The following is a 21,699-nucleotide window of genomic DNA, read 5'->3' as shown; positions in this document are numbered from 1 at the left end:
GATGCCCCGAGCCTTCGGTTGCGCATTTTTCTGGAGAGACGATGACAGTGCAAATCATTGCCCGCGACGGCGAGCCGGAATACGCCGTGCTGCCCTGGGCCGATTACCAGGCCTTGCTGCAGGCCGCCGGGCAGAGCACGCAGGCACCTGTGATGCAGGATGCGGGGGCGCAGGGCAACGCCACGCGCCCGGCTTTGAGCCAGTTGCAGCAACTGCGTGAAGCCAAGGGCCTGGCCGCCGAGGAGTTGGCGCGCAGCGTCGGTATCAGCCCCCATTACCTGGCAATGATCGAACGTGGCGAGCGTCAACCCGATGCCGCCATCCTCCGTTCACTGGCCTGGCAGCTCGGCCTGGAGGGCTGGTCTTGAGCGTGCGCATCAGTCGTCAGCATTGGCAGGCATTGCTTACCGAGCTGGAGGATGCCCGCCGTCAGCGCCACCTGCTTACCTATCGCGCCCTGATCGAGCGTCTGGAACTGCCCAGCCCGGCCATGCAGACGCTCACGGCGGCGCTGGAACATCTCGCGGCGCTGGATGCGCGTGCCGATCGCCCATTGCGTAGCGCGCTGGTGATCAGCCAGGGCGCCAGCCGACTGCCGAGAACCGGTTTCTTCGACTGTGTGGCCCGCCTGGCCCGTTTCAGCGGCGCGCCCGATGGGGTCGCGGCGGCCTCCTGGCACGCTGCCGAAGTGACCCGTGTCTTCGAGTTCGAGTACCCCGACGATGTCTAGGTGGCTCTGGCAGTTACGGGCGCGCCTGGGCTACTGGCTGGCACGGCGCCTGTTCCATTGGCCATGGTTGATGCGCCAGCCGCGCGCCTGGCAGTGGATGCAGGGGCAATATGGGCGCATGGCCAATCTGGGCGATCGTGGGGCGCAGAGCTTCTATGGCCATATCCTGCTGTTTCGCGGTCAGGGCTTCGGCGCCCGCGAGGAGGGCCTGCGCCTGCTGCGCCTGGCGGCCCAGGCCGGTGATGGCAAGGCGGCCTATCAGCTTGGGCAACTGGCGCTCAAGGGCGATACCCGGCAACCGCCCGACGGCCAGGAGGCCGTGCGCTGGTGGGGGATGGCGCTGGCAGCGGGACATCCGCTGGCGGCCGGGCGTCTGGCTGTGCTGTATCGCGAGGGCGCGCCAGGGGTGGCGGCTGACTCCGCGCAGGCCGAGCACTACGCTCGCCTGGACGCTCAGGAGCGCTGAGCCGCCTCGATGATGTGCACGCTGTAACCGGGCATGGCCTTGGCGCCGCGCTTGGCATCGGAGGCCATCTCGGCGAGCAGGGCGGCGTCCAGATGCGCGCAGTCCTGTCCCTGCAACTGCACCACGCCCACCGACAGTGACAGAAGCGGGTATTCCTGGCGCTGGCCCTGGCGGTTATGGGCGACGAAGCAGCCAGCCTGCAGATGCTCCTCACGGTAGAAGCGTCGGCACTGGTTCTGGAAGTCGTCCAGCAGGCGGCTGAGTTTCTGTCGCCAGTCCTCGCTGCCCAGCACCAGCATGAAGTCGTCGCCGCCGATATGGCCGACGAAGTCGCGCGCCGGGTCGACGCGCTCGTTCAGGCACTGGGCCAGGCACAGCAGCACTTCGTCGCCCTTGGCATAGCCATAGAGGTCATTGAAGGGTTTGAAGCTGTCGATGTCGACGTAGCACACCGCTGCCGAGCGCTGCTGCTGCAGCAGGCGGGTCAGGCATTGCTGGATCGGCACGTTGCCGGGCAGCAGGGTCAGTGGGTTGGCGTGGCGTGCCTGCTGCAGCTTCTGCTCGGTGATCAGCTTGAGCACGTCGATGACGCGGCCCAGGCCGCGATAGCTGCCCTGCAGGGTGATGATGAAGTCTTCTTCGATACGCTGTCGGGCGCGGCTGGTGAGCAGGCGGCTGACCTTCTGCAGCGACTGGTAGAGCTCCACGGCGAGAAAGTCCTGACTCATCAGGCGGCTGATCGGCTTGCGCGCGAACAGATCGGTGGCGAAGGGCTTGAGCAGGGCCTCCGATAGCGAGTGGCGGTGGACGATGCCGATGGGCTGCTGGGCTTCGTCGAGCACGGCCAGGGAGTTCAGGTTCGGTTGCGCACGGAACATTTCCAGCACTTCGGCGGTGGCCGTGTGCTGGTTCACCGCAGGCAGCTCGTTGAGCAGCGGGGTAAGGTCATGGTGGTCGTCGTTGAGGACGGCCTGGTTGTCCTGCAGGCTGGTGAGCTGCTGGCGGACATCACGCGGCGGGCGCTCCTGTGGACGGCCAAGCAGGTAGCCTTGCATCAGATCCACGCCCATTTCGGCCAGCACGGTGAATTCCTCCACGCGCTCGATGCCCTCGGCGATCACCTGGGCACGCGAAGCCTGGGCCATCTTCAGGATGGAGCCGACGAACTCGCGCTTGACCGCGTCCTGATGGATGCCGTCGATGAAGTGGCGGTCGATCTTCACGTAGTCCGGGCGCAGTTCCGACCACAGGCGCAGGCTGGAGTAGCCGGCGCCGAGGTCGTCCAGTGCGATGGAGAAACCCATGGCGCGGTAGTGATGCAGGGCGTTGTCGAGCAGGGCGAAGTCTTCGGTCGGGGATTGCTCGGTGAGTTCTATGACCACCTGGCTCGGTGGAATGCCGAAGGCCTGTAGCAGCTTGAGCGTACGGCCTGGCTGGTGGCTGGCTTCGAGCAGAGATTCGGGGGATACGTTGAGGAACAGCTTGCCTTCCAGTCCCAGGTTGCTGAAACGCTTGCAGGCACTCTTGCGGCAGAGCATTTCCAGGTCGCTGAGACGACCGGCATGGCGGGCCACGGCGAAGAGGGTCAGCGGCGAGTGCAGCGGGCTGTTGGATGGCCCGCGGGTCAGCGCCTCGTAGCCGAGGATACGCTGCTCCGAGAGGGATACGATGGGTTGGAACAGGCTGTTGAGGTCGCCGTGAGCGAGGATGTTACCCAGGGCGCTCAACTGCTCGGTGACGGTCATGATGGTCTCGTTATGCCCGGAAACGAAAAAGGCCGATCAATGATCGGCCCCTGTATTTCACGACAGTTTAATGACTGTTTGATGACGAGTTGCGACAGCTTTCATCAATGTTGCGCCAAGGCCGGATTGAGGTTCAGGTAGTCGATGAGGATGTGCCCGGACTCGGCCAGGTAGGCATCGTCTTCCGGCGTGCTCTTGTCGTCTTCGACGGGCAGTGCATCTTCGTCTTGCTTGGCCAGCTCCTTGAGGGGTTCCTCACCCTTGGCCAGGCGTCGATTGTTCTCCAGCTTGAGCTGCTTGGCCTCGATTTCAGCCTGCCTGGCGCGGCGTTTGGCCTCGTTGAGGCTGACGGTGGTTTCGGCCATCAACTGTTTCGACAGGTCGATGCTGGCGCGGGTGAAGAGGAAGTCCGGGTCGTGAGCGGTGCGCTGATCGTGCTTGCTCTGTAGCTGCTTGAGGAACGGCTTGATCGGATCCAGTTCCGGCTTGATCGCCGGGCGGATGCTGTCCCAGGGCATGGCGGCCGGCAGGGCGCTCTCGCCGATGTCCTTGGTGTGCATCACGTCAGGGTAGGCGATATCCGGAAGCACGCCCTGGTGCTGGGTGCTCTGCCCGGAGACGCGATAAAACTTGGCCAGGGTCAGCTTCAGCTCGCCGTGATTGAGCGGCTGGATGGTCTGCACCGTGCCCTTGCCGAAGGTCTGGCCACCGAGTATCAGGGCGCGATGGTAGTCCTGCATGGCACCGGCGAAAATTTCCGAGGCAGAGGCGGACAAGCGGTTGACCAGTACGGCCATCGGGCCTTTGTAGTAGGCACCCTCGTGTTCGTCGGCCAGCACGTCGACGCGACCGTCGGCGTTGCGTACCAGTACGGTGGGGCCCTGGTCGATGAACAGGCTGGTCAGTTCGGTGGCTTCCTGCAGCGAGCCACCGCCGTTGTTGCGCAGGTCGATCACCAGACCGTCGACCTTCTCTTTCTGCAACTCGTCGATCAGGCGCTTCACGTCGCGCGTGGTGCTCTTGTAATCCGGGTCGCCGGCACGGAAGGCCTTGAAGTCAAGGTAGAAGGCCGGCAGTTCGATTACTCCGAGCTTGTAGTCATGGCCGTCTTGGGTCAGGTGCAGCACCTTCTTCTTCGCGGCCTGTTCTTCGAGCTTGACCGCTTCGCGGGTGATGGTGACCACCTTGCTGGTCTGGTCGCTCGGTGGGTTGCTCGCCGGGATGACTTCCAGGCGTACGGTAGAGCCTTTCGGGCCACGGATCAGCTTGACCACCTCGTCCAGGCGCCAGCCGATCACGTCGACCATGTCGTCATTGCCCTGGGCGACGCCGATGATCTTGTCCGCAGGAGCGATCTGCTTGCTCTTTTCCGCCGGGCCGGCCGGCACCAGGCGCACCACCTTGACGTAATCGTTGTCGTTCTGCAGCACCGCACCGATGCCTTCGAGCGACAGGCTCATGTTGATGTCGAAGTTTTCCGCGTTATCCGGCGACAGGTAGGTGGTGTGCGGGTCATAGGTGGTGGCGAAGGCGTTGATATAGGCCTGGAACACGTCCTCGCCACGGGTCTGCTTGAGGCGCGCCAATTGATTCTTGTAGCGCTTGGTCAGCAGCTCCTGGATGGCCTTGGTGTCCTTGCCGGCGATCTTCAGGCGCAGCACTTCGTCCTTCACGCGCTTGCGCCAGAGTTCGTCGAGTTCGGCGCTGTCTTTGGCCCAGGGCGCATTCTCGCGATCCACCTGCAGGCTCTCGTCGACCGTGAAGTCGATCTTGTCAACGCCCTTGTCGAGCATGGCCAGGGCATAGTCCAGGCGCTCCTGCAGGCGCTGCAAATGGCGACGGTAGATGGCGAAGCCGGGCTCCAGATCACCGCTTTTCAGCAGGTCGTCGAACTTGGTGCGCCACTGGTCGAATTCGGCGATATCCGCGGCCGTGAAGTAACTACGCGTGGGATCGAGCAACTTGAGGTAGTTGTCATAGATCTTGATCGAGCGTTCGTCATTGAGCGGCGGCTTGTTGTAGTGATGACGGCGTAGCAGTTCCACCACGTTGAGGCTGGCGACCACCTGATCGCGATCCGGCTGCAGGTATTGCCAGTCGGCGCTGGTAGTCTTGGCCGCCAGCGGCAAGGCGCTGAAGCCGAGGGCGAGTGCGAGTGCGGTGCTTGCGATAGAGCGCTTCATGCTGATTCGACGTAGTGGCAAGTGATAACGCATATTAGGCCGTATATGAGGGCGCCAGGTTCCGTTGGCGCTGAGCTAGGTTTCGTTTGCACTATGGAGGCAGCATGAAGGCATTGCAAGGCGTCGAAGGACGGGCCGAGTGGCTCGAGCAACCCGCGCTGGCATGTGACGTGGGGCAGATTCGGGTGAAAGTGGCGGCAGCCGGGCTCAACCGGGCCGATCTGCTGCAGCGTGCCGGGCTCTATCCACCGCCGCCCGGAGCCAGCCAGGCGTTGGGTCTGGAGTGTGCCGGTGTGGTGACCGAGGTTGGCCCCGGTAGCACCTGGGCGGTGGGTGATCGCGTCTGCTGCCTGCTGGCCGGAGGCGGCATGGCCGAGGAGGTGGTGGTCGATGCGCGCCATGCGCTGCCGGTGCCGGAGGGCCTCAGCCTGGCCGAAGCGGCTGGCGTGCCGGAAGTCTATGCCACTGCCTGGCTCAATCTGTTCCAGCTCGCTGGCCTCAAACCAGGGGAGAGGGTATTGCTGCATGCCGGTGCCAGCGGTGTCGGCTCGGCGGCTATCCAGCTATGCAAGGCCTTCGGTAACCCCTGCTGGGTCAGCGTCGGCTCGGCCGAGCGGCTGGCCTATTGCGAGGCGCTCGGTGCCCAGGGCGGTGTGCTGCGTAGCGAGGATCTGCAGGCCCTGCGCGATTTCGGCCCGTTCGACGTGATTCTCGACCCGGTGGGCGGCCAGTATGCGGCGCTCAATCTGGAGTTGCTTGCGCAGGATGGGCGTTGGGTCAACATTGGCCTGATGGGTGGGCGCGAGGCGAGGTTGGATCTGGCTCAGGTGCTGGGCAAACGCATCCAACTGATTGGCTCGACGCTGCGCAACCGCGACGACCGCTTCAAGGCCGAGCTGTTGCACGACCTGCAGCAGCAGGTATGGCCTTTATTCGGCGAAGGGCGCATCAAGCCGCAACTGGAGCGCACTTTTGCACTCAAAGACAGTGAGGCCGCTTTCGAGACGCTTGCCAGCAATCAGGTCAACGGCAAGGTGGTACTGCTGATTGACCCCGAACTGGCCCAATAGGGCACCTCTAAAAACTACCTGCGTTGCCATCGCGGCGTTAAAAACAGGCTCAAAATGCTCATTTACAGCGCGTAAACTGCGCTTTTTCGCCTGTTTTTGCCTTGCGCTGGCTGCCTCGCCTACGTTTTAGAGGCGCCCAATAGAGCCTTCGCTCATCGATTGAATGAATGCTGCGATTGCCACATTCAATCGATACCATGGGTGTAATCAATAAGCTTTTTTTCGATAGGGGGCTAATATACGCCCCATCGAAGTTATCAACCCTCAGTGAAACTCAACAAGGAGTCAGAGATGTCCCTCATCAACACTCAAGTGCAACCGTTCAAGGTCAACGCCTTCCACAACGGCAAGTTCATCGAAGTGACCGAGGAGAGCCTCAAGGGCAAGTGGTCCGTGCTGATCTTCATGCCGGCTGCCTTCACCTTCAACTGCCCGACCGAGATCGAAGACGCCGCCAACAACTACGCCGAGTTCCAGAAGGCCGGTGCCGAGGTGTACATCGTCACCACCGACACCCACTTCTCGCACAAGGTCTGGCACGAAACCTCGCCGGCCGTTGGCAAGGCTCAGTTCCCGCTGATCGGTGACCCGACTCACCAACTGACCAACGCGTTCGACGTGCACATCGCCGAAGAAGGCCTGGCCCTGCGTGGCACCTTCGTGATCAACCCGGAAGGCGTGATCAAGACCGTCGAAATCCACTCCAACGAGATTGCTCGTGACGTCGGCGAAACCCTGCGCAAGCTGAAAGCTGCTCAGTACACCGCCGCTCACCCGGGCGAAGTCTGCCCGGCCAAGTGGAAAGAAGGCGAGAAGACCCTGGCTCCCTCCCTGGACCTGGTCGGCAAGATCTAAAAATGGGCGCAGAGCTGCTGCGCTAGGTATTGCTGCGTTGAAATCAGGCTCGGGCTGCTCATTTACAGCTCGTAAACTCCGCGCCCTCGCCTGATTTCGCCTTGCACTACCGTCGCTCGCGACGCTCTTCATCCCATTTTTCGCCTTACGAGGCCTAAAAGGCCTTCAAAGGTGCCCGAACGCCCGGGCGCGATCCGTCCGGGCGTTTTTTCGCCCGTAATTCGCTATTTCTAGAGGATTCCCGTCATGTTGGACGCCAATCTGCAAACCCAGTTGAAGGCCTACCTGGAAAAGGTCACCCAGCCGTTCGAGATCGTCGCGTCCCTGGATGACGGCGAGAAGTCCAAGGAACTGCTCGGGCTGCTCGAAGACATCGTCGGCCTGACCGACAAGATCACCCTCAAGACCGATGGCAATGACGCCCGTCGTCCGTCGTTCTCCCTCAACCGCCCTGGAGCGGATATCGGCCTGACCTTCGCCGGCATCCCCATGGGCCACGAATTCACCTCGCTGGTGCTGGCCTTGCTGCAGGTGGGTGGCCATCCGTCCAAGCTCGATGCCGAGACCATCGAGCAGATCAAGAGCATCGAGGGCAAGTTCGAGTTCGAGACCTACTTCTCGCTCTCCTGCCAGAACTGCCCGGACGTGGTGCAGGCACTGAACCTGATGGCAGTGCTCAACCCCAACATCCGCAACGTCTCCATCGACGGTGCGCTGTTCCAGGAAGAGGTCGAGCGGCGCCAGATCATGGCCGTGCCGAGCGTCTACCTCAATGGTGAAGTCTTCGCTTCCGGCCGCATGGACGTGAAGGAAATCCTCGCCAAGATCGATACCGGCGCCGCCAACCGCGACGCCGAGAAGATGAGCGCCAAGGAAGCCTTCGACGTGCTGGTGGTCGGTGGTGGCCCGGCTGGCGCCGCCGCTGCGATCTACGCGGCGCGCAAGGGCATCCGCACCGCCATCGCCGCCGAACGCTTCGGCGGCCAGGTGCTCGATACCATGGCCATCGAGAACTTCATCTCGGTGAAGGAGACCGAAGGCCCGAAACTGGTGCGTGCCCTGGAAGAGCACGTCAAGGAATACGACGTCGACATCATGAACCTGCAGCGCGCCACCGCGCTGGTGCCGGCCAGCAGCGAAGGCGGCCTGCACGAGGTGAAGTTCGACAACGGCGCCTCGCTCAAGGCCAAGACCGTGATCCTGTCGACCGGCGCCCGCTGGCGCGAGATGGGCGTGCCCGGCGAGCAGGAGTACAAGGCCAAGGGCGTGTGCTTCTGCCCGCACTGCGACGGCCCGCTGTTCAAGGGCAAGCGCGTGGCGGTGATCGGCGGCGGCAACTCCGGCGTCGAGGCGGCCATCGACCTGGCCGGCATCGTCGCCCACGTCACCCTGCTGGAGTTCGCCGACACCCTGCGTGCCGACGCCGTGCTGCAGAAGAAGCTGTTCAGCTTGCCCAACGTCACCGTGATCAAGAGCGCGCAGACCACCGAGGTCAAGGGCGACGGGCAGAAGGTCACTGGCCTGGTGTACAAGGATCGCACCACCGAGGAGCTGCACAGCGTCGAGCTGGAAGGCATCTTCGTGCAGATCGGCCTGCTGCCCAACAGCGACTGGCTCAAGGGCACCGTGGAGCTCAGTCGTTTCGGCGAGATCGTCGTCGATGCCAAGGGCGCGACCAACATCCCCGGCGTGTTCGCCGCCGGTGACGTGACCACCGTGCCGTACAAGCAGATCGTCATCGCCATGGGCGAGGGCTCGAAGGCTTCGTTGTCCGCCTTCGACTACCTGATCCGCCATAGCTGATCGGGCATCGCAGAGACGAGAAAGGCCATCCTCCGGGATGGCCTTTTTCGTTTGTGTACGGTTTATCTACGTTTCAAACCTACCCAGCAGAGCTTTTTCATGACGACGGTATGAAACGATATTTCCACCACTCTGTATCTATCAATTCTTCAGGTCGCACTCGGCCATGATTCGCTCGCCTTCGGTGATGCGTGCCAGGGCGGGGCCGGCGATCAGCGTCAGGAGGTAGACGCCGAGCATGGCCGAGGTCAGGCCGAGCAGCATGCCGGTGTAGCCCAGGCGATCCAGAAGCACGCCGGCGGCCACCGGCACCGCCAGGCGCGAGACCACGAACAGGCTGGCCTGCAGGCCGTAATCGACGGCCTGGCGCTGGTGGCGGGTGAAGTACATCATCAGGCCGAAGACCATGGCGGAGATCGCGCCCATGGCCGCTGCCACCAGCGTTGCGCCGATGATCAGCCCGAGCGGGCCGGCCTGGCTCCAGAGCACGGCGGTCAGACTGGCCAGGGCGAAGAGGGCGAAGCCGGTGAACAGCGGCATGGCCCGGGCGACCCCGAGCCGGCGCAGCAGGCGCCCGCCCATCACGCTGGCCAGGGCACCGACCACGCCGCCGCCGACGCCGGCCACCCAGGCCACCTGGGTGGCCGGCATGCCCTGATCGAGCAGCAACGGCTTGAGGTACAGCCAACTGGCGCCAATGAACGGAAAGCAGGACAGCAGCAGGCAGATCCACAGCGCTGCCCCGGGTTGCTCGAAGTAGCCGCGCCAGTTCGGCTCGTACCTGCTCTGCGCAGCGTCTGCCGGGCCTTGCGGCGCCCCTTCGCCCAGCAATGGCAGCAGCAGCGCGCCCAGCAGCAGAGCGGCCGCCATCAGCACGAAGGGAGCCTGCCAGCCCCAGTGCGCGTGCACCAGCAGCATCAGGCCGCCACCGACGATGGCGGCCAGAAACAGCGCCGCCGAGCGGATCGCCCCGGCGCGCACGCGTTGGTCTTCCGGCAGAAGCTTGATCGCCAGGGCGTTGACCGGAATGTCGGCCCAGGTTGCCAGCACCCCGGCCAGCAGCGTCAGGGCGAAGAACAGGCCGTGCCTGTCGAGCAGTGCCTCCCTGCCCACCAGCAGCAGAACCACCGCCAGCCCCAGGTTCAGCAGCAGTGCCCAGCTTCTGTAATGCGCGCCGGCGAAGCGCCAGCGCTCCACCGGCAGCGCCAGCAGGAACTTGAACACCGCCGGCAGCCCGGCCAGCTGGAACAGGCCGATCTCGGTGCCCGACCAACCGTGCTGGCGCATCACCAGCGGCATGCCGAGCAACAGGTAGATGCTCGGCACCGCCAGGACGAAGTTCAGCCAGCCGAACAGCGCCTGGCGCCCGAGCAGATGCAATGCCTGGGGGTTCATTGCAGGCTCCTGCGGCCGATCACGGCGGTGACCGGGGTCACCGGGAACGGCACCTCGTGCTGCGTCTGCAAGGCGCTGAAACCGGCCCGCTGCATGGCCTGGCGCAGGCCGCCGGCGTGCGTCAGCTGGCGCCCGAGCATGCGCATGGACAGGTAGTAGGAGAGCATCTGCCGCGCCGCATCCTGGCTGTCGGGAATTTCCGCCTGGACGCAGACCAGCACGCCGCCTGGGCGCAGCGCGGCGTGGATCTTGCCCAGGGCCTGATCGATATCGGGCACGAAATGCAGCACGGAGGAGCACCAGATCAGGTCATAGCCCTCGCCGATCGGGTCGCGGATCAGGTCGCCGCTGCGGCCCCGCAGACGCCCGCCGAGGCCGGCCGCGTGGATGTTCTCTTCGGCCACGCTGATGGTCTCTGGCAGGTCGAACACCTCGCCGCGCAGGTTCGGGTTGGCCTTGGCCAGGGCGATGGCGACCAGCCCGGGGCCGCCGCCCAGGTCGAGCAGGCGTTGGGCACGGGGGAATTCGGGCAGTTGCGAGAACACCGCCAGCGCCGCCTCGGCCGTTGCCGCCCGTTGCTCCTGGGCGATCTGCAGGCGCGCTGCCGCCTGCCAGTTGGCTGCGGTGCCGGCGAGCCGGGGGGCGGTGCTTGCCTCGCCGGTGCGTAGCTGTTCGTCCAGGTGCTGGCCGAAATGGCGCAGCGCCTGCAGGCGCAGGCTCCAGGCGTCGCCGCAATGCTGCTTCGACTCGTGATCCAGGTAGCGGCTCGCCAGCCAGGAGGCCTGGTAGCGCCAGCCTTGCGCAGGCGTTGCGGCTTCCTGACGATCCAGCAGGCGCATGCTCCAGAGTATTTCCAGCAGATGCTCGGTGTTGTCCGGGTGCAGGCGCAGACGCTCGGCCACGCTGCCGGCCGGCATCGGCTCGGCGAGCAGGCGGAACAGCTTCAGCTCCAGGGCCACGCGCAGGGCGTCGGCCTGGACCGAGGCCAGGGCCAGGTTCCAGTAGGGTTGCAGCGGGTGGCCGCTGGTCGCGTCGGTGTGTGGGGTCATAATCGATAGCTCAGGCGTAGGCCGATCTCGCGTGGCTCGCTGTACACGCGGGCCATGCCATTGAGGTAACCGACGGCGTCGTAGCGCTTGTCGGTGGCGTTTTCCACGTAGGCGCTCAGGCCCAGGTGCTCGAAGTCATAGCCGGCGCTCAGGTCGAGCAGGGCGTAGCCGGCGCGGGCGTAGCGGTTGGCCGAATCGAGATAGGTGCGACCCACTCCGCTGACTCCGGCCTGGGCGAACCAGCCGCTATCGGCGTCGTAGCGCAGGCCCAGGTAGCTGGTCAGGTCGGGCGCGAAGGGGGCGCGGTTGCCCTGGTAGTCGGCGCTGCCGTCCTGAAAGCGCTCGAAGCGCGTGCGGTTGATGCCAAGCGAAGCCTGCAGTTGCCAATGGGCGCCGAGCAGGTAGTCGGCCTCCAGTTCCAGGCCGCTGCTGCGGGCCTCGGCGGCATTGGTGATGTAGACCATCACGGGCTGCACGATCTGCTGCACCTGCATGTCGCTGATCTGCATCCAGTAGAGGGCGGCCGAATAGCGCAGGCGACGTTCCGCGGCCCAGCCCTTGATGCCGAGTTCATAGGCGTCGACCTGCTCCGGGTCGTACCCTGGGTAGCCGGCCGAGGCGGAGAAGGCATTGAAGCCGCCAGCACGGAAGCCTTGCGAATAGCTGGCATAGGCCTGGGTGTCGCTGCTCCAGGCATACTGCAAGGCCAGCTTGGGGGTGAAGCGTTGCCACTGGTCGCTGCGGTTGCCGCTGTCACGGGGTGACAGGCTGACCTCGTTGCGCTCCATCCGCGCGCCCAGGGTCAGGGACCAGTGCGAGGTCAGCGCTTGCGTCCACTGGCCGAACAGGGCGGCGGTGTTGCCGCCCAGATCCACCTGGGTGCGGGTCATGGCCATGGGCAGCTTCTGGCGATAATCCAGCGAGTGGTCGTCGCGATCGGCATAGAGGCCGACGAGCCACTGACTCTCGGCCCCTTCGCCTTCCAGGCGCAGCTCCTGGGACAGGGTGCTCAGGTGGTAGTCGCGTTCGAGGTGCAGGGCGTCGATCGGCAGGAAGTCGGTGTCCTGGCGCACGCGATCGTAGAAGTCGTTGCGTGCCGTTATCGAGCGCAGGCGCAGGCCGGAATCCAGCTCATGCTCGATATCCAGCGACAGGCTACGGCCGCTGGAATGGTTCCAGCTACGGGTGCCGGAGCGCACCTCGCGGCGCGACGAGCCGGCCGCGCCCCATAGCGAGCCGCCATCACGGTAGTCCTGGCGGCTGTAACGCAAGGTGGCGCTGGTCGCTGACGCGGGTGTCCAGCGCAGCACGGCGCGGCCGTTGTGGCGCTCGCGATCATCCTCGTCGCGGCCACGGTAGGCGTTGTCGATGAAACCGTCCTGTTCGAGCCATTCGCCGGCGATGCCGCCGTACAGCGTATCGGCCACCAGCGCCTGGCTCAGATCGAAGCGCAGCACGCGCTTGTCGCGGTTGCCCAGGGTGGCATCGATCCGCGCGTAGGGCGCGTCGTCGATGGGGCGGGTATGCAGGTGCATCACGCCGGCCTCTGCGTTGCGCCCGTACAGGGTCGATTGCGGGCCACGGAGGATTTCCACTCGCTCCACCGCCAGCAGGTTGTGGTCGAAGCCCTGACCCATCAGGGTGGGCACGCCATCGACCAGCATCAGCACGGAGGAGGAGAACGCCGTGGCGCTGGAGCTGATGCCACGCATCACCGGCACGTTGGTGCCGGACTGGCCGAACGGCTGGAAGACGAAGTTCGGCGTGCGCCGGGCCAGCGCCTGCAGCTCGTCGGCCCCGGCGTCGCGCAAGGTCTCGCCCTGTACGACCGACACACTGGCCGGTACGTCCTGCAGATCCTGTTCGATCTTGTTGGCGGTAACGGTCATGTCCGGCAACTGCTGCGTTGCCGCCAGCGTCAGAGCCGGCGCCAGCAAGCCTCCCAGCATGCCGGCCGGCAAACGGATACCCATCTTTCCCATCTATCCCCCCGAACCCGGTAAATGACGAACGGGGCCGCAGATGCCCCCGTAGGCAGATACCTTCGCAACATGGCGTGCTATTGATTTGATACCAATGCTATAGATAGATAAGAATGAGTATCATATAGATTGGTATGAAATCTGGATTTTCCCGTATCTGAACAGGAGGAAGGACCCATGGCCGTTGTGCAACGGATCTCCCAGCCGCATCGATTGGCGATGAGCCAGGCACGCTTGGTACGCCGGGAAACCTCTGGCTGGGAGCGCCAGCAACTGCCGGAAGAGTTGGGCGACTGCCATTCGGAGCGTTTCGTGCTGGATCACGATCTGCTGGTGGTTCGCTCGCGCTACCATCCGACCCGCGATCTGATCGAGGAGACGGTCGATCCTCATGACCGCCACATGCTGGTGATCACCCTGGGGCTGCAGGGGCAGTCCGGCTACAAGGCACGCAATGGTGACACGCTGTGTTTCCGTGCCGGCTTCACCACCGTCACCGCGTTCCATGGCAGCCAGGGGGAACGCTGCTACGAAGCCGGCACCACGGTTTCCCAACTGCGTCTGCTGGTGGGTGAGAACACTCTGGTCAGGTACCTGGGCGCGGAGCGTGCCGGGACGTTGCTGGGCTCGGGGCATATCCGCCAACTGGCCTTTCGCAAGACCAGCGGGGCCAGCAGTGCCCATGCCGGAGCGCTGCAGCGGTATCTCAACGACCCGCAGCGTATCGCAGCGCTGGATATGCATATCCACACGCTCAGTCTGCTGTCCGAGCAGCTCAATCTGCTTTGCCCGGCAACGCCCAAAACGCTGCAATTCAGCACTCAGGACATCGAGAAACTGGAGCGCGCTCGCGACCTGATGATCGAACAGCTCGACCAGCCACTGACCATCGCCTATCTATGCGCAGCGGTAGGGTTGAACGAATTCAAGCTCAAGGAAGGTTTCCACTACCGCTTCAACACCACGCCCCACCGCATGCTCCACGAGATGCGCATGCGCAAGGCCCATGTCCTGCTGGAGAGCGGTCATCAGGTGGCGCAGGTGGCGTACCGCGTTGGCTATCGCTACCCGAACAACTTCAGTGCGGCGTTTTCCGCCTTCTTCGGCCAGGCGCCGAAGTCGGTGTTCGGTGCGCATCGGCGCCCGGGCAAGGAGCTGGCATCGGGCGAGTAATCTGGGCGCGAGGTTCGCCCACGTTGCAACGAAAAACGCCGCGCTCTGCGAAGAGCGCGGCGTTGGTGTCGTGGCGAGGGCTGCCTCAGCGTTTCAGGCCACCCAGGGTCAGCGGCATGTGGCGGTTCACGTCCTTGTACAGCAGGTAGCGGAAGCGGCTCGGGCCGCCGGCGTAGCAGGCCTGTGGGCAGAAGGCGCGCAGCCACATGAAGTCACCGGCTTCCACTTCGACCCAGTCCTGGTTGAGGCGATACACCGCCTTGCCTTCCAGCACGTAGAGGCCGTGCTCCATGACGTGGGTTTCGGCGAAGGGGATCACGCCGCCCGGCTCGAAATTGACGATGTTGACGTGCATGTCATGGCGCATGTCGCTGATGTCGACGAAACGGGTGGTGCTCCAGCGGCCTTCGGTGCCGGGCATGACAATGGGCTCGATGTCCTGTTCGTGGGTGACGAAGGCTTCCGGGTAGGGCACGCCCTCGACCGCCTGGTAGGCCTTGCGCAGCCAGTGGAAGCGCACCGCCTCGCTGCTCTTGTTGCGCAGCGACCAATCGCTTTGCGGCGGGATGAAAGCGTAGCTGCCCGGACGCAGGGCATGCTCGGTGCCGTTCAAGGTCAGGTCGCAGGTGCCTTCGACGACGAAGATCACGCCCTCGGCAGTTGGATCCAGCTCCGGCTTGTCGCTGCCGCCGTTGGGGGCGACTTCGACGATGTATTGCGAGAAGGTTTCGGCGAAGCCGGTCAGCGGGCGGGCGATGACCCACATGCGCATGTTGTCCCAGAACGGCAGATGGCTGGTGACGATGTCACGCATTACGCCTTTGGGGATTACGGCATAGGCTTCGGTGAACATGGCGCGGTCGGTCAGCAGTTGCTCCTGACCGGGATGACCGCCATGCGGGGCGTAGTAGAAGGGGGTTTTGCTCATCGAGAAGAGGCCTCGGCGATGGTGAAGCGTCGGGCGGGCGCCCGGCGGGGAAACTGACGTGCCAGCACTATAAGGAAGCGACGGCTGGATTCGGAAATTAAATAGTAGAATGCCTGGCAGTGGCTTTCATGATGGGTATATCCATGCTCGACCCGGTTCTTCTGCGCAGCTTTCTCGCCGTGGTGCAGACCGGCGGCTTTACCCGTGCCGCCGCCAGCCTGCACCTGACCCAGTCCACCATCAGCCAGCAGATCCGCCGTCTGGAGATGCAGGTCGGTGCAGAGTTGCTCGACCGTAGCGGGCGCTACGTGGTCACCACTACCGAGGGCGAACGTCTGCTCGGTTATGCCCAGCGCATCGTCGCGCTGCTGGACGAGGCGCAGCAGGCGTTGGGGCGCAGCGCGGAGGAGGGCGAGGTGCGTCTTGGCGTGCCGGACGATTTTGCCGCCAGCAGTCTGACGCCCTATCTGGCCGACTTCGCCGAGGCCTACCCCGGCATTCGCCTGGAGATCACCAGCGGTCTCAGCCATGACGTGTGGCGTGCCTTCAATGCTGGCGAACTGGATCTGGCGCTGATCAAGCAGCGTGCCGGCAGCGTCAAGGGCTTGGCCAGTTGGGCCGAACCGCTGGCCTGGCTGGACAGCCGCGAGCGCCCGGTGCTGGCGCGCAACCCGGTGCCGCTGGCGGTGTTCCCGCCCAATGGCCTGTACCGCCTGGAGATGACCCATGCGCTGGATGTCATGGGCAAGCCCTGGCGCATCGCTTACGTCAGCAGCAGCTTGCCTGGCGTCAGCGCTGCGGCCGAAGGGGGGCTTGGGCTGACCCTGCTGCCGCGCCGGCTGATCAGCCCGGCGCATCGCGAGCTGGGCGAGGCCGAGGGGTTTCCCACGGTAGCCCCGGTGGAGGTGGCCCTGCATGCCCGTGCCCAGCTACCTGGGCATGCCCGTGAGTTGGCCACGGCGCTGATCCAGGCCTGCGAAAGGATCATGGCCCTGTAGGGTGCGCTGCGCGCACCACGGCTGGAAGAGCATGGCTGATCTGCGACATGGTTTGAGACCGGACTGGCAAGTTTGTGTGTTGTCTTGGTTGGTGTTCTGGACGCCGCCTTGGGTGTTTTCAGATATTCTGGGTTTCGCCCCCTCGGGCGACTCACTTTTCTTTGAAATGCGCAAAGAAAAGTAAGCAAAAGAAACGCACCCCGCCATCCGGCCCCGGCTGCGCCGGGGTTCGTTCGTTCCATCGCTGCTCCGAGGGTCGGCTTACAAGGGCCATCCCTGGCCCTTTAAGCCTCTCGCGGCATCCATGCCGCTCGCCCCTCTACGCAACGATTCCACTCACCCTCCTGAAGGGGGACATTCGCGCGCCTGAACGAACCGGCATTCCAAGGTACGCCCGGCGTGTTCTGGTAGTTGTGAAATCGCGACTGGGCCATCGAGTTAAACCAAAACTTTCATTCTCGTAGTTTCATTCGCTTGAATAGCTTGCCGGCTTCCAGCCGGCATTCTGGTCAGCCCTAAGGCTGACCTCATGTGCAACCACTCCGTGCTACTTCTGGGTTACCTCGGGTTCAGGCGCGTGCAGAGCCCGCCCAGGAGGGCGAACGGAGTCATCGTGGAAGAGGTTGAGCGACATGGATGTCGCGACGACTGCATGGATGCAGGAGGTAGAGCGACGCAGGATGCCAAAGCCGAGAGCCGCGATGGCCGGGGCCGCCTAGGTAGGGATGGCCCACCGCGGCGGGCCTCTGGAACGGCGATGGAGTGAAACGTAGCGAAGCGGAGTAACAGCCGAAGGCTGGCCCGAAGGGCGAGCGAAGCGAGTAACGAACCCTCGCGTAGCAGGGCGGGGGCGCCTAGCTCGGATGACCGGGCGGAGGTTTTGGTTACTTTTGCCCGTCAAAAGTGACTCGCCCGGGAGGGCGAAACCAGAAACATCAGCAAAAACGCGGCAATTCGGAACAAACACCCGAACAACCAACAAGCCAGCACAAACTTGCCAGTCCGGTATCACGCTGACTTTCCCCGACACTCCTCAAATAACCTGAAGTCTAAACCGCGCCTCAGCCCTGTAGGGTGCGCTGTGCGCACCACGGCTGACGGCGGGCTGGGTGGCTGTGCCAGGTTTCCCCGGGTTGCATCCGGGCTACGAGATGAAACCGAAAGGATCCCGCGGCATGGCCACCGAACCGCGCCTCAGCGCCAATGCAGGATCGGCCAGCCAGCCCGCTCGGCGTGGGCGCGCAGGGTAGGATCGGGGTTGACCGTGAACGGCCTGTCCACCACCTGCAACAGCGGCAGGTCGTTACGCGAATCGGAATAGAAGCTGGCACCGGCCAGGCTCTCGCCCTGTTCGGCGAGCCAGGCATGCAGGCGCGTCACTTTGCCTTCGCGGTAGGTCAGTACCCCTTCGGTACGCCCGCTGTAGAACCCGTGCTGCACCTCTAGGTCGATGGCCAGCGCATCACTGATGCCGAAGCGTTCGGCGATGGCGCTGACCAGAAAATGCGCCGAGGCGGAGATCACCAGCAGGCGGTCGCCGGCCTGACGGTGCGCGGCCAGGCAGCGGCTGGCGTCGCTGTAGAAGATCGGTTCGATCACGTCCTCGACGAAGGGCTCTACCACATGGGCGACTTCCTCGGGCGTGCGGCCAACCAGGGGCGACAGGGTAAAGGCCATGTAGTCTTCCATGGCCAGGGTACCGGCGGCGTACTGGTGCATCAGCTCCTGCTCCTGGGCGATGAAGGATTCGCCATCGGCCCAGCCGATCTTCACCATTTCCTCCGTCCACAGGCTGGCGCAGTCGCCATGGATCAGGGTTTCGTCGAGATCGAAGATCGCCAGCGCCATCACGCCACCTCCCGGATCGCGGCTGCGTCGATCTGCAGGCTGACCGCCTGGCCGTTGCCATGCAGGTCGGCGGCCGAGCGGTTGAGCACGTCCACCAGCAACTGGCAGCCCTGCGCCTCGACGCGGTAGCGGATGACGTTGCCGAGCAGGCTGTGGCCAAGGATTTGCGCGGCGATGCCGCTGTCAGCGAAGGCGATGGCCTCGGGGCGGATGGCCACGCGCGAGGTTAGCGGCTGGCCGAGCAGGCGGCTGGCGGCGTCGGCCTCGAGCAGGTTGTAGTTGCCGATGAAGCCGGCTGCGAAGGCATCCACCGGCGCGGTGTAGAGGGTTTCGGCGTCGCCGCTCTGGACGATCTGCCCGGCGTTCATCAGGAAGATACGGTCGCTCATGGTCAGCGCCTCTTCCTGGTCATGGGTGACGAAGATCGTCGTCAGGTTCAGTTCCTGCTGGATGGCGCGGATCTGCTCGCGCAGGTGCTTGCGGATACGGGCATCGAGTGCCGACAGCGGTTCGTCGAGCAGCAGCAAGCGTGGGCGGGTAACCAGCGAGCGGGCCAGTGCCACGCGCTGGCACTGGCCGCCGGAGAGCTGGTGCGGGTAGCGGGCGGCGAAGTCGCCCAGCTCGACCATCTCCAGTGCCTCGCGCACGCGCTGCTCGCTTTCGGCCTTGGCCACTTTCTGCATGCGCAATCCGAAGGCGACGTTCTGCGCCACGCTCATGTTGGGGAACAACGCATAGCTCTGGAACACCATGCCGATGCCGCGTTTTTGCGGCGGCAGTGGCACCAAATCCTCGCCGCTAAGAACGATGCGCCCGCCGTCGACATCGGTCAGGCCGGCGATGCAGCGCAGCAGGGTGGACTTGCCGCAGCCGGAGGGGCCGAGCAGGGTGACGAACTCGCCCTGGCCGATCTCGCAGTTGATGTCGCTGAAGATACGGGTGTCGCCGTAGCTTTTATGCAGGTTCTGGATGCTCAGCAAGCTCATGCCTTGTCCCTGTTCAAACGGTTGGCCGCCCAGGTGAACACCAGGACGAAGAAGAAGTAGGAGATCACCAGTGCACTGTTGAAGTGGCCGCTGCTGTTGCGCATGTTGTTCAGGTACACCTGCAACGTCTCGTAGCGGGTACCCACCAGCATGTTGGCGAAGACGAATTCGCCGAACAGGAAGCTGAAGGAGAGGAACAACGACACCATCAGACCCTTGCGCAGGTTCGGCAGTACCACCAGAAACGCGGCCTTCCAGGTGCTGGCGCCGAGCAGGTGGGCGGCGTCCATCAGGTCGCGCAGGTTGATCGCCTGCAGGTTGTTGGCGATGGCGCGGTACATGAATGGCAGGGCGATGGTGAAGTAGCAGCCGAGCAGGATCCACGGCGTGCCGGTCATCGCCAGCGGGCCGGAGCCATAGAGTTGCAGCAGGCCCACCGAGGACACCACCGGCGGTACGGCGAACGGCAGCAGGATCAGCACGTTCATCAGCGCGTCGAGTCTGGGGAAGTGGTAGTGCACCACGAACATCAGCGGTAGGATCAGCACCACCGACAGCGCCAGGGCGCCGAAGCACACCAGCAGCGACTGGCCGAAGGCGCGCAGGAAGCGCTCGTCGCTCCACAGTGCGGCGTACCACTTGAGCGTCAGGCCGTCCGGCAGGATGGTCGCCGACCAGGTGGTGGCCAGTGAGTAGAGCAGGGTGCCGGCCAGGGGCAGCAGGAGGATGAGGAATAGCAGCCAGACCACGATGCGGTGGTAGAGGCTGACATCAGCGCGTGACATGCTGGCTCCTTTTCAGCAGTAGCTGGTGGACGACGGTGATCAGCACCATCAGCCCGACCAGAACCATCGACAGGGCGCTGGCCAGGTTCGGGTCCAACGAGATGTCACCGGAGACCAGTGCCGCGATACGAATGGGCATCACGTTGAAGTTGCCGGTGGTCAGGTAGTACACCGTGGCGTAAGCGCCCAGGGCGTTGGCCAGGAGGATGACGAAGGTGCCGAGCAGCGCCGGGGTCAGCACCGGCAGGCCGATGTGGCGCCAGAAATCCCAGGTGCCGGCGCCGAGCAGTGCGGCGGACTCGCGCCAGTCCTGGCGCAGAGCGTCGAAGGCGGGATAGAGCAGCAGCACGCCGAGGGGGATCTGGAAGTAGGTGTAGAGCACGATCAGGCCGTTCTTCGAGTAGAGGTTGAAGCTCTCGATCAGGCCGAGCTGGATCAGCAGCAGGGTCAGCGCGCCGTTGAAGCCGAGCAGGATGATGAAGGCGAAGGCCAGCGGTACCCCTGAAAAATTACTGGTCATGTTGGAGAAGGCGATGACGAAGTCGCGCAGCTTCGAGTCCACCTGGCGCAGCGAGTAGCTGCCGAGGATGGCGATGGCCATGCCGAACAGGCTCGACCAGAAGGCGATCTCCAGGCTGTGCTGGATCGCCTGCCGGTAGAAGCGCGAGGCGAAGATCTTCTCGAAATTGCCCAGGCCCCAGCCCGTGGGGCTGTTCAGGCTGTTGAGCGCCACCCACACCAGCGGCGCCACCTGGAACACCAGGAAGAATGCGGCGAAGGGCAGCACGAACAGCAGCGGCAGCCAGCGCCGCCGGGAATAGGGCACGCTCATCTCAGCAACTCCGCGCAGTAGGGTTTGTCGTGGGGCACGCCGAGCAACTGGCAGATGCTGCCGCACAGCTCGAGCTGCCCTGGGCGCGCATTGGCATCGAGGCTGAAGGCGTCGCCGATGACGAACAACGGCACCTGGCGCTCTTCGGGGAGCAGGCCGTTGTGCGAGCGGTCGACGTTCATGCCGTGGTCGGCGGTGACCAGCACCTGGTAGCCGGCATCGACCCAGTTCTGCAGGTGGTCGGCCAGCAGCACGTCGGCCATGCGCGCGGCGTTGCGGTACTGCGGGCTGTCCAGGCCGTGCTTGTGCCCGGCGTCGTCGATGTTCATCGGGTGCACCAGCAGCAGGTCGGGCGCGTGCTGCAGGCGCAGGCTTTCGGCGTCGACGAACAGGTGCGAATCCGGGTAATGGTCGGCGTAGTAGAAATGGCCGTACTGGATCGGCAGCGACTCATCGCAGGTATGCCGGTCGCGCACGGTGATGAAAGGCGAGCGGTTGTACAGCTCGCTGACCCAGTGATAGGCCGCAGCGGCGGTGCTCAGGCCGGCATCGCGGGCGTAATGGAAGATGCTGCGTTCGCGCGATAGGCGCGAGACATCGTTGTGCACCACGCCGCTGTCGATGGGGCGCACGCCAGTGAGGATGGCCTCGTAGAGCGGGCGCGACAGCGCCGGCAGTTCGCAGTCGAGGCGGTAGAGGGCGGCGCGACCGGCGTCGCACCAGGCGTGCAGATGGCCCATGGCGTGTTGTGCGACCGAGTGGCTGAGGCCGTCGAGCACGACGAGGATGACCTTGGAGGGCATGGGATGTCCTAAAAAGCGTAGGGTGGATCGCGCTTTATCGATCCACCGTATGGGTAAACGCCAAAATG

General features: G+C 64.3%; 19 protein-coding genes. 8 read left to right on the top strand and 11 right to left on the bottom strand.

Going from position 1 to position 21,699, the window contains the following annotated elements:
- Window positions 1-41: 41 nt before the first annotated feature.
- The 3 genes from PVE35_RS17715 to PVE35_RS17705 are packed head-to-tail and all read left to right on the top strand — an operon-like array spanning window position 42 to window position 1,196.
- Entirely contained in the window at window positions 42-368 is a 327-nt protein-coding gene (locus tag PVE35_RS17715; RefSeq protein ID WP_268178421.1) for a helix-turn-helix transcriptional regulator, read from the top strand.
- Window positions 365-730 carry a hypothetical protein gene (locus PVE35_RS17710; RefSeq protein ID WP_268178420.1) on the top strand — a complete coding sequence of 122 codons (366 nt, stop codon included), beginning with the start codon at window positions 365-367 and terminating at the stop codon, window positions 728-730. The genes PVE35_RS17715 and PVE35_RS17710 overlap by 4 nt, the downstream gene beginning before the upstream one ends.
- Complete coding sequence (locus PVE35_RS17705; RefSeq protein WP_277372541.1) at window positions 723-1,196, top strand: sel1 repeat family protein; 474 nt, start codon at window positions 723-725, stop codon at window positions 1,194-1,196. The genes PVE35_RS17710 and PVE35_RS17705 overlap by 8 nt, the downstream gene beginning before the upstream one ends.
- Here PVE35_RS17705 and PVE35_RS17700 read toward each other — a convergent pair.
- Together PVE35_RS17700 and PVE35_RS17695 are read right to left on the bottom strand one after the other, a co-directional pair.
- On the bottom strand, window positions 1,184-2,941 hold the full coding sequence (locus tag PVE35_RS17700) for a bifunctional diguanylate cyclase/phosphodiesterase (protein ID WP_268178418.1): 1,758 nt from the start codon (window positions 2,939-2,941) through the stop codon (window positions 1,184-1,186). The two genes, PVE35_RS17705 and PVE35_RS17700, sit on opposite strands and share 13 nt — an antisense overlap.
- A 104-nt stretch (window positions 2,942-3,045) precedes the next feature.
- Window positions 3,046-5,124 carry a carboxy terminal-processing peptidase gene (locus tag PVE35_RS17695; protein WP_268178417.1) on the bottom strand — a complete coding sequence of 693 codons (2,079 nt, stop codon included), beginning with the start codon at window positions 5,122-5,124 and terminating at the stop codon, window positions 3,046-3,048.
- A 104-nt stretch (window positions 5,125-5,228) separates the two neighbouring features.
- Here PVE35_RS17695 and PVE35_RS17690 point away from each other — a divergent pair, with 104 nt between their 5' ends.
- The 3 genes from PVE35_RS17690 (at window position 5,229) to ahpF (ending at window position 8,852) form a co-directional block, all read left to right on the top strand.
- Entirely contained in the window at window positions 5,229-6,194 is a 966-nt protein-coding gene (locus PVE35_RS17690; protein WP_277372540.1) for an NAD(P)H-quinone oxidoreductase, read from the top strand.
- 291 nt (window positions 6,195-6,485) lie between these two features.
- A complete protein-coding gene (gene ahpC / locus PVE35_RS17685) occupies window positions 6,486-7,049 on the top strand; it encodes an alkyl hydroperoxide reductase subunit C (protein ID WP_268178415.1) in 564 nt (187 codons plus the stop codon).
- Between the two features lie 246 nt (window positions 7,050-7,295).
- The gene (ahpF, locus tag PVE35_RS17680) at window positions 7,296-8,852 is read left to right on the top strand and encodes an alkyl hydroperoxide reductase subunit F (RefSeq protein WP_277372539.1); all 1,557 of its coding nucleotides are present in this window, start codon (window positions 7,296-7,298) and stop codon (window positions 8,850-8,852) included.
- 141 nt (window positions 8,853-8,993) lie between these two features.
- On the opposite strand, the gene PVE35_RS17675 is transcribed toward ahpF, so the two are convergent.
- Genes PVE35_RS17675 through PVE35_RS17665 form a run of 3 tightly spaced genes read right to left on the bottom strand, consistent with a single transcriptional unit; the run spans window position 8,994 to window position 13,269 of the window.
- Window positions 8,994-10,247, bottom strand: a complete 1,254-nt coding sequence (locus PVE35_RS17675; RefSeq protein WP_277372538.1) for an MFS transporter — start codon at window positions 10,245-10,247, stop codon at window positions 8,994-8,996.
- Window positions 10,244-11,296 carry a methyltransferase gene (locus tag PVE35_RS17670; RefSeq protein WP_277372537.1) on the bottom strand — a complete coding sequence of 351 codons (1,053 nt, stop codon included), beginning with the start codon at window positions 11,294-11,296 and terminating at the stop codon, window positions 10,244-10,246. Before PVE35_RS17670 ends, PVE35_RS17675 begins: the two co-directional genes overlap by 4 nt.
- Window positions 11,293-13,269, bottom strand: coding sequence for a TonB-dependent receptor (locus PVE35_RS17665; RefSeq protein ID WP_277372536.1), 1,977 nt, complete (start codon window positions 13,267-13,269; stop codon window positions 11,293-11,295). Before PVE35_RS17665 ends, PVE35_RS17670 begins: the two co-directional genes overlap by 4 nt.
- Before the next feature lie 186 nt (window positions 13,270-13,455).
- Here PVE35_RS17665 and PVE35_RS17660 point away from each other — a divergent pair, with 186 nt between their 5' ends.
- Complete coding sequence (locus PVE35_RS17660; protein ID WP_277372535.1) at window positions 13,456-14,451, top strand: AraC family transcriptional regulator; 996 nt, start codon at window positions 13,456-13,458, stop codon at window positions 14,449-14,451.
- An 85-nt stretch (window positions 14,452-14,536) separates the two neighbouring features.
- Here the strand turns inward: PVE35_RS17660 and PVE35_RS17655 are convergent, their stop codons facing one another.
- Window positions 14,537-15,379 carry a bifunctional allantoicase/(S)-ureidoglycine aminohydrolase gene (locus PVE35_RS17655; RefSeq protein WP_268178409.1) on the bottom strand — a complete coding sequence of 281 codons (843 nt, stop codon included), beginning with the start codon at window positions 15,377-15,379 and terminating at the stop codon, window positions 14,537-14,539.
- Between the two features lie 143 nt (window positions 15,380-15,522).
- On the opposite strand from PVE35_RS17655, the gene PVE35_RS17650 reads away from it, so the two are divergent.
- The gene (locus PVE35_RS17650) at window positions 15,523-16,377 is read left to right on the top strand and encodes a LysR substrate-binding domain-containing protein (protein WP_346772066.1); all 855 of its coding nucleotides are present in this window, start codon (window positions 15,523-15,525) and stop codon (window positions 16,375-16,377) included.
- Between the two features lie 1,194 nt (window positions 16,378-17,571).
- Here PVE35_RS17650 and PVE35_RS17645 read toward each other — a convergent pair.
- The 5 genes from PVE35_RS17645 to PVE35_RS17625 are packed head-to-tail and all read right to left on the bottom strand — an operon-like array spanning window position 17,572 to window position 21,631.
- Entirely contained in the window at window positions 17,572-18,225 is a 654-nt protein-coding gene (locus PVE35_RS17645; RefSeq protein WP_268178407.1) for an HAD family hydrolase, read from the bottom strand.
- Window positions 18,225-19,211: an ABC transporter ATP-binding protein gene (locus PVE35_RS17640; protein ID WP_268178406.1), complete on the bottom strand. Its 987-nt coding sequence runs from the start codon at window positions 19,209-19,211 to the stop codon at window positions 18,225-18,227. Before PVE35_RS17640 ends, PVE35_RS17645 begins: the two co-directional genes overlap by 1 nt.
- Window positions 19,208-19,996 (bottom strand): ABC transporter permease, encoded by a 789-nt coding sequence (locus tag PVE35_RS17635; RefSeq protein ID WP_268178405.1) that lies wholly within the window; start codon window positions 19,994-19,996, stop codon window positions 19,208-19,210. The genes PVE35_RS17640 and PVE35_RS17635 overlap by 4 nt, the downstream gene beginning before the upstream one ends.
- Window positions 19,983-20,828 (bottom strand): ABC transporter permease subunit, encoded by an 846-nt coding sequence (locus PVE35_RS17630; RefSeq protein ID WP_268178404.1) that lies wholly within the window; start codon window positions 20,826-20,828, stop codon window positions 19,983-19,985. The genes PVE35_RS17635 and PVE35_RS17630 overlap by 14 nt, the downstream gene beginning before the upstream one ends.
- Window positions 20,825-21,631 carry an alkaline phosphatase family protein gene (locus tag PVE35_RS17625; RefSeq protein WP_277372533.1) on the bottom strand — a complete coding sequence of 269 codons (807 nt, stop codon included), beginning with the start codon at window positions 21,629-21,631 and terminating at the stop codon, window positions 20,825-20,827. Before PVE35_RS17625 ends, PVE35_RS17630 begins: the two co-directional genes overlap by 4 nt.
- Window positions 21,632-21,699: the final 68 nt, after the last annotated feature.

The organism is Pseudomonas sp. AA-38, assembly GCF_029457475.1.
Classification (GTDB): domain Bacteria; phylum Pseudomonadota; class Gammaproteobacteria; order Pseudomonadales; family Pseudomonadaceae; genus Aquipseudomonas.
Note: the sequence above shows the minus strand (reverse complement) of the source record. Positions and strands in the feature narration are given on the sequence as shown.

Excerpts from the sequence above, each read along its gene's own strand:
- PVE35_RS17715 (WP_268178421.1), top strand. The coding sequence starts at position 42 with ATGACAGTGCAAATCATTGCCCGCGACGGCGAGCCGGAATACGCCGTG.
- PVE35_RS17705 (WP_277372541.1), top strand. The coding sequence starts at position 723 with ATGTCTAGGTGGCTCTGGCAGTTACGGGCGCGCCTGGGCTACTGGCTG.
- PVE35_RS17700 (WP_268178418.1), bottom strand. The coding sequence starts at position 2,941 with ATGACCGTCACCGAGCAGTTGAGCGCCCTGGGTAACATCCTCGCTCAC.
- PVE35_RS17695 (WP_268178417.1), bottom strand. The coding sequence starts at position 5,124 with ATGAAGCGCTCTATCGCAAGCACCGCACTCGCACTCGCCCTCGGCTTC.
- PVE35_RS17690 (WP_277372540.1), top strand. The coding sequence starts at position 5,229 with ATGAAGGCATTGCAAGGCGTCGAAGGACGGGCCGAGTGGCTCGAGCAA.
- ahpC (WP_268178415.1), top strand. The coding sequence starts at position 6,486 with ATGTCCCTCATCAACACTCAAGTGCAACCGTTCAAGGTCAACGCCTTC.
- ahpF (WP_277372539.1), top strand. The coding sequence starts at position 7,296 with ATGTTGGACGCCAATCTGCAAACCCAGTTGAAGGCCTACCTGGAAAAG.
- PVE35_RS17675 (WP_277372538.1), bottom strand. The coding sequence starts at position 10,247 with ATGAACCCCCAGGCATTGCATCTGCTCGGGCGCCAGGCGCTGTTCGGC.
- PVE35_RS17670 (WP_277372537.1), bottom strand. The coding sequence starts at position 11,296 with ATGACCCCACACACCGACGCGACCAGCGGCCACCCGCTGCAACCCTAC.
- PVE35_RS17665 (WP_277372536.1), bottom strand. The coding sequence starts at position 13,269 with ATGGGTATCCGTTTGCCGGCCGGCATGCTGGGAGGCTTGCTGGCGCCG.
- PVE35_RS17660 (WP_277372535.1), top strand. The coding sequence starts at position 13,456 with ATGGCCGTTGTGCAACGGATCTCCCAGCCGCATCGATTGGCGATGAGC.
- PVE35_RS17655 (WP_268178409.1), bottom strand. The coding sequence starts at position 15,379 with ATGAGCAAAACCCCCTTCTACTACGCCCCGCATGGCGGTCATCCCGGT.
- PVE35_RS17650 (WP_346772066.1), top strand. The coding sequence starts at position 15,523 with ATGCTCGACCCGGTTCTTCTGCGCAGCTTTCTCGCCGTGGTGCAGACC.
- PVE35_RS17645 (WP_268178407.1), bottom strand. The coding sequence starts at position 18,225 with ATGGCGCTGGCGATCTTCGATCTCGACGAAACCCTGATCCATGGCGAC.
- PVE35_RS17640 (WP_268178406.1), bottom strand. The coding sequence starts at position 19,211 with ATGAGCTTGCTGAGCATCCAGAACCTGCATAAAAGCTACGGCGACACC.
- PVE35_RS17635 (WP_268178405.1), bottom strand. The coding sequence starts at position 19,996 with ATGTCACGCGCTGATGTCAGCCTCTACCACCGCATCGTGGTCTGGCTG.
- PVE35_RS17630 (WP_268178404.1), bottom strand. The coding sequence starts at position 20,828 with ATGAGCGTGCCCTATTCCCGGCGGCGCTGGCTGCCGCTGCTGTTCGTG.
- PVE35_RS17625 (WP_277372533.1), bottom strand. The coding sequence starts at position 21,631 with ATGCCCTCCAAGGTCATCCTCGTCGTGCTCGACGGCCTCAGCCACTCG.